The organism is Pseudostreptobacillus sp. (genome assembly GCF_977040545.1).
Window position 1 is genome coordinate 1 of sequence record NZ_CDRRBS010000074.1, and the last position, 5,849, is coordinate 5,849.

The window sequence follows — 5,849 nt, forward strand, 5'->3', positions numbered from 1 at the left end:
CATCATATAGATTAGAGTCCTCTTTCTTTCTATTTATATTAGTTTGTGCATAACTTCTAGCTATTACAGTTTGAGCTTTAAGCGCTTCAAGCGGAAAACTACTTGGTATTTCATAAGGAACAACTCCTAAAAGATATTTTTCAATATCAACAAAATTTACTATTTGTAATTTTGAATCCACTTGTTTTATATATATATCACCATAATATTTATTATTTCCTATAGTCATAATTCCTTTGTTAGATATATCTACCTTTTCAACTTCATCATTGTCTATATATATTTTATTATCTATATATTTAACATTAATCTTTTTCTTATTTGTTATTTCTTTACCATTTATACTAAAATCATCACTAAAATATATATCAAAATCATTTTTATCTGGATTAGATAATTTTACTCTAATTTGATTGTATAATGCTTTTTTATCTTCATTTTCTATTTTTATAGTTTGATTTTGTTCTATAACATCATTAGGATTTATAACCGTCTCATCAGCTTTCAAGCTAGTACAAGAGATTGCCATCAAAAAGATAAATATATAACTTAATTTTTTCATTTTACCTCATTTCTTTTTTTCAAATGTTCTTCATGTGTCATAGAATAATATGTTTTATCTCCTGACATAAAGAAATATAGATATTTACTGACAGGAGCATTAATTGTAGCTTTTATTGTTTTTTTATTTGGATTACATATAGGAGTTGGGGGTAGACCTTCATGTCTATATGTATTATAAACAGACATATTTTCTTGTAAATCCTTTTTTAAAACCTTTCTTTTTAAAACATACTTTAAAGTAGCATCTGATTGTAATCTCATACCTTTTTGTAATCTATTCTTAAATACTCCTGCTACATTTTCACTTTCTATTTCGTTAAATCCTATTTCAAATTCAACAATAGATGCTAATTTAATATCCTCATAAAATTTCTTTTTATCTGGATAATCAGATTCAGGAAAATTTTTCATAAATTCATCAAGTATCAATTTTGCTATTTCTTTTGCACTCATATTAGATGAAACAAAATATGTTTCTGGAAAAAGATATCCATCATAATTATCCTTTTCATGAAAATATGGAAAATCTATAGAATTTAAAGCTGCTATCATTTCTGATTTATTAGCAAGTCCTAAAGCTTCTATTCTTTCTAAAACTTGATCTTGTGTAAATCCTTCAGGTATAGTAAGTTTAATTCTTCCCTGTGGCTTATTAAGAGTATTTATTAATTCTCTTTTACTAATATTTTTATCAAATCTAAAACTTCCTTCTTTTAAAGTTTTTTTACTAATTTTAGAATATATTTTATCTATTGCATTAAATTTGATTCCCAATTTTTCATATACCTTTATATATGACATTCCATGAGTAATTTCAACTCTCTTACCTTTTAAATTTTGTGGAATATATGCAAATGATATAGTTATGTAAATTAGATATATCAAAGGTAACAAAAGTAAAACTAAGTATTTTTTTACTAACTTAATATTATATTTTTTCTTTTTTTTCATTCCTTAACTCCTACTATATATTTAAATATACCCATATTAATTTCATCTAAAAAGAGCATATTTATTACTGAAAATATTACCGGTCCAACCAAAAATCCTATTATCCCAAAAAATATATACCCCGTAAACATTGCTATTAATGAAATTATAGGATGAAGATTAAAATTATCTGTTAAAATATATGGTTCTATCATTATTCTAAAAATTGAAATCAATATATATATACCTAATATGCAAAGTGAATATTTAAATTCTCCTTTAATTAATAAATATACAAACCATGGTTGAAGTATAGGACCTGTCCCAATTAAAGGAAGTGCATCCATTATTGCACATACTAGAGATATTAAAAACACATATTTTACTGGATGTATAAATATATTTACAAATCCAAAACTAAAAAATAATACAAGAAAAACTAAAGAGATTATAATACTTTGTGCTTTCAAATATTTAAAAACTGTATCTATACTATGTATCTTAACTATTTTTATTCTTTTTATCCAACTATCTGGAAATTGTTCGTAATAAAATTTACGTATTTTTTCTAAATTATTAACCATTAAAAATGATGATGTAACTGATATTACTATATATACAACAAACTCTGGTATCCTATATATACTATTTAATATAGAATTTGAAATATTCCCAACAAAATCAGTTATTAAAGCTATAATCTTACCTATACTTATAGCTATTTGATTTTGTATATCAGGAGATAATGTAGATACATATCCTTTATAATTTTCTTTAAATACATAACTATAATTATGTAAAGTAACATAATTCATTTTTATCCACTCAGATAATTTAAATAATTCAGAAAAACTAATATAGACTATAAATATCATAAAAAATATAAATAGTAAATAAAAACTAAGTAAAGATACAATATTAGCATATTTGAATTTTAATTTAAAATTTTTATTTAAATAATCTGCAAAAGGTCTAGTAATTCTTACCATTATATATCCAAATACAAAAGGAAACAAAAAAATTATTACTTTTATAGATATGTATAAACTAATTAATATAGTAAATATTCTAATTAATGGTAAATATTTATTAAAAAAATTACTTTTCTCCATACTGCTCCTCACCAGATAATATTTTAAAGAATCCTCTCTTTATTTCTTCATCAAATACTATAGTCATTATTGTAAATAAAATAGGTCCAAATAAAAATCCAATAACTCCAAATAATTTAAATCCTACAAATAAAGATACAAGTGATATTAATGGATTAATATTAAGACTTGAACTTAATATTTTTTGTTCCATTATACTACGCAACAACCATATTATTATATAAAGTATAATTAATGCTACACCAAAACCATATTCTTTATTAACCAATAAATAAATTGACCAAGGTATTAAAACAGGACCTGTTCCTAGTATAGGCAAGGCATCAATTATTGCAATAATTAATGCAAGTAATAATATATATGATACCGAATGTATAAATATATTAATTACATTAAATCCTATTAATAACTCTACAAAACAAAGACAAATCAAAATAATTTGTGCTTTAAAATATTTAAAAACTACACTAAATGCATCAACTTTAATCAATTCAAATTTAGAAATCCAAGACTTAGGAAATTGCTTATCAAAAAATTCTTTAACTGACTTTAAATCATTTGCCATTAAAAATGTCGCTGTAACTGTTATAATCACATATACAAGAGCTACTGGTAAGCTAAGTGATATAGATACTATATAGTTAAAAAAATTAACACTAATACTCGTTAATTTAGAAACTAAATAATTTATAGAATTTTTTATAGCTATCATTGCAAAATCAGGTATAACTAATTTTAATCCATCAAACTCATTAATTCTATCTTTAATAAATGATGAAATATTACTAGAATTATATATTATCCAATTAGAAAATGAATAAATTTCAGAAAGTGATACAAAAACTATAATTCCAACAATAAAAAATAACATTAAATAAAATAAGGTTATAACTAATCCATTTGCTAATTTTAAACTAAATTTAAATTTATCCTCCAATATTTTTACCAAAGGTCTAGTAATAGATACTACCAACATTGCAACAACAAAGGGTATTAAAAATAGTGCCAACTTAAATGCAAGTAAGACCACAACTAAAACTGATAATATATATATAAGGGGTATAAACCTATTAAATGTAAATTCTCTTTTTTCTGACATATTTCCTCCATTTCTTATTATATTATATCAAAATCAAGAAAACTTTACCATTAGAATTTTTAGTTAATATATATTAATAAGTAAAAAAAGTAGCTCTAATTAAAAAAATTTAATTTATTTTATTGAGCTACTAATTTTATTATCCCTTAAATATTTGTGAAGAACCTCTTTTTTTATTATAAAATGATAAAAATGAGATATAAATAATATATAAAAGCAGGATAAACACTAAGTTTCTCCTGCTTTTATTGTATATCTTTTATTTCTAATTAGTTATTAAATAAGTAGATATCTGAAGAATATATTTTTAATACTTTAGTATAAAGTATATGTGAAAGTATTGCTACTCCAAATGGTATTAATACATATCCTATAAGAATGTATACTAATCCAGTTGCACTTGAAATACCCATATTTGCATATTCAGACATAGCTTTTATTGGTCCTACAAGTCCTACAAATCCAAACCCGGCACTTACGCTATCTCCCATGATGTTTAAGAATCTTACACCTAAACCACTAAAGAAAGCTGTAGTTAAAACTGGTAATAACATTATTGGATTTTTAACAAGATTAGGCATCATCATTTTCATACCACCAAGACCAACTGCAAGAGTAACTCCTGCTTTATTTACTTTAAATGAACCTACAACTAAAACTGCTGCTGTTGCTGAAACTCCTATATTTGCAGCCCCACTGGCAAGTCCCATTAATCCTATTGCAATACCTATAGCAACTGTTGATATAGGTGAAATTATTAATACTGCAAATGACATAGCTATTAATATACACATTATAATTGGTTGTAATGTAGTAAATGAGTTAATTCCTCCTCCTATTGCTTGAGAAATTAATTTAACATAAGGTAACATTAATAATCCTAAGAACCCAACTCCTGCACCAACTATTATTGGTTGTAAAACTATAGTTAATGAACCTAATTTTTCACCTAATAATTGAGTAACATAAACTGCAATAGCACAAACAAGCATTACGTTAATTAAGTCTCCTAGACCTATTGCATAAAATACTTTACCATCAACTGGTGCTTGAGCAACTAGAGCCCCTGAACCTATCCAAGCTGCAGCTGATATAATAGCTGATTTCATTGGATTAAATTTAAATTGTAAACCTACTAAGAACCCTATCATTGGAGCTATAATCCATTGAATATTTGCACACACTGCTGCAAGTGTTAAAAATATTGGATGATAGTTTGCTCCTAAATATTTAAATAATCCCCCTAATACTGCATTTGGTATTAAAGCAACAACTATACCTACAGCTGTTCCATTTAAAACTCTCATAGTAAAATCTTTTGCACTTATTCTTTCTGACATATTATCCTCCTATTAAAACTTTCTCTTTACCATGTACTAAAATAGTTATTAAATCACAGAATTTAGTATTTATACCATATTTTTTACCTTTTCTTGAAACATATCCATTTAGATAATCTATTTCTGTTTTTCTTCTATTTTGAATTAAATCTTGATGCATAGAAGGATAATGTTTTACTCCAGCAAATTCTTCTGTTGTAAACCAACAAACAAGATTTGTCATTTCTTCAACATTTAATGTAACACCTTCTACTTTAGCAACTGCTGCAAATTCTTCAACTATAGTTCCTAAAAGTTCTCTAATATTAGGAGTTTGACCTAATTGTAACATATTACATTCAAGTAATGTACAACAACAGTTCATAGTTCCATTAATACATGCTTTTCTCCAAATAGAGAATAATATATCATTAGAATATTCGCAAGGTAATCCAGAATTATTTATGGCTTCAACTACTTCAAGGGCTTTTTCTTTACCTTTTTCATCTATATTTTGTATTTCAGTTTTACCATAGTTACTTACTGCAAATACTCCAGGTCCTTTCATACCTGCTGTAAGAACTGTTACTCCCATTAAAATATTTTCTTTTGGAACAAATTCTTTTAATGTATCTATGTGTCCCAATCCATTTAAAAGACATAATACTGCTGTTTTTTCAGATATTAGATGTTTAACATCGTTTAACATATCTTTTAATTGCATTGATTTTGTAAATACAATTAATAAATCTGCCTCTCCATTATATTCACTAGGTTTATATGCTTTTGATGTTAAAGTTTCTTCAACACCTAAGTTTATAAAAT

General features: G+C 24.9%; 6 protein-coding genes. All 6 read right to left on the reverse strand.

Annotated elements, in window-relative coordinates:
• A partial coding sequence (locus ACWYO2_RS04590) for a SpoIID/LytB domain-containing protein (protein WP_455515314.1) occupies positions 1-562 on the reverse strand: 562 nt, incomplete at its 3' end.
• Positions 559-1,515: an endolytic transglycosylase MltG gene (gene mltG, locus ACWYO2_RS04595; protein WP_455515315.1), complete on the reverse strand. Its 957-nt coding sequence runs from the start codon at positions 1,513-1,515 to the stop codon at positions 559-561. The genes ACWYO2_RS04590 and mltG, both read right to left, overlap by 4 nt.
• Positions 1,512-2,606, reverse strand: coding sequence for an AI-2E family transporter (locus ACWYO2_RS04600; protein ID WP_455515316.1), 1,095 nt, complete (start codon positions 2,604-2,606; stop codon positions 1,512-1,514). The genes mltG and ACWYO2_RS04600 overlap by 4 nt, the downstream gene beginning before the upstream one ends.
• On the reverse strand, positions 2,593-3,705 hold the full coding sequence (ytvI, locus tag ACWYO2_RS04605) for a sporulation integral membrane protein YtvI (RefSeq protein WP_455515317.1): 1,113 nt from the start codon (positions 3,703-3,705) through the stop codon (positions 2,593-2,595). Before ytvI ends, ACWYO2_RS04600 begins: the two co-directional genes overlap by 14 nt.
• Before the next feature lie 269 nt (positions 3,706-3,974).
• Positions 3,975-5,045, reverse strand: a complete 1,071-nt coding sequence (locus ACWYO2_RS04610) for a PTS transporter subunit IIC (protein ID WP_455515318.1) — start codon at positions 5,043-5,045, stop codon at positions 3,975-3,977.
• 1 nt (position 5,046) lies between these two features.
• Positions 5,047-5,849, reverse strand: an 803-nt coding sequence (locus tag ACWYO2_RS04615; RefSeq protein ID WP_455515319.1) for a 2-dehydropantoate 2-reductase, incomplete at its 5' end; no start/stop codon positions are given.

Excerpts from the sequence above, each read along its gene's own strand:
- mltG (WP_455515315.1), bottom strand. The coding sequence starts at position 1,515 with ATGAAAAAAAAGAAAAAATATAATATTAAGTTAGTAAAAAAATACTTA.
- ACWYO2_RS04600 (WP_455515316.1), bottom strand. The coding sequence starts at position 2,606 with ATGGAGAAAAGTAATTTTTTTAATAAATATTTACCATTAATTAGAATA.
- ytvI (WP_455515317.1), bottom strand. The coding sequence starts at position 3,705 with ATGTCAGAAAAAAGAGAATTTACATTTAATAGGTTTATACCCCTTATA.
- ACWYO2_RS04610 (WP_455515318.1), bottom strand. The coding sequence starts at position 5,045 with ATGTCAGAAAGAATAAGTGCAAAAGATTTTACTATGAGAGTTTTAAAT.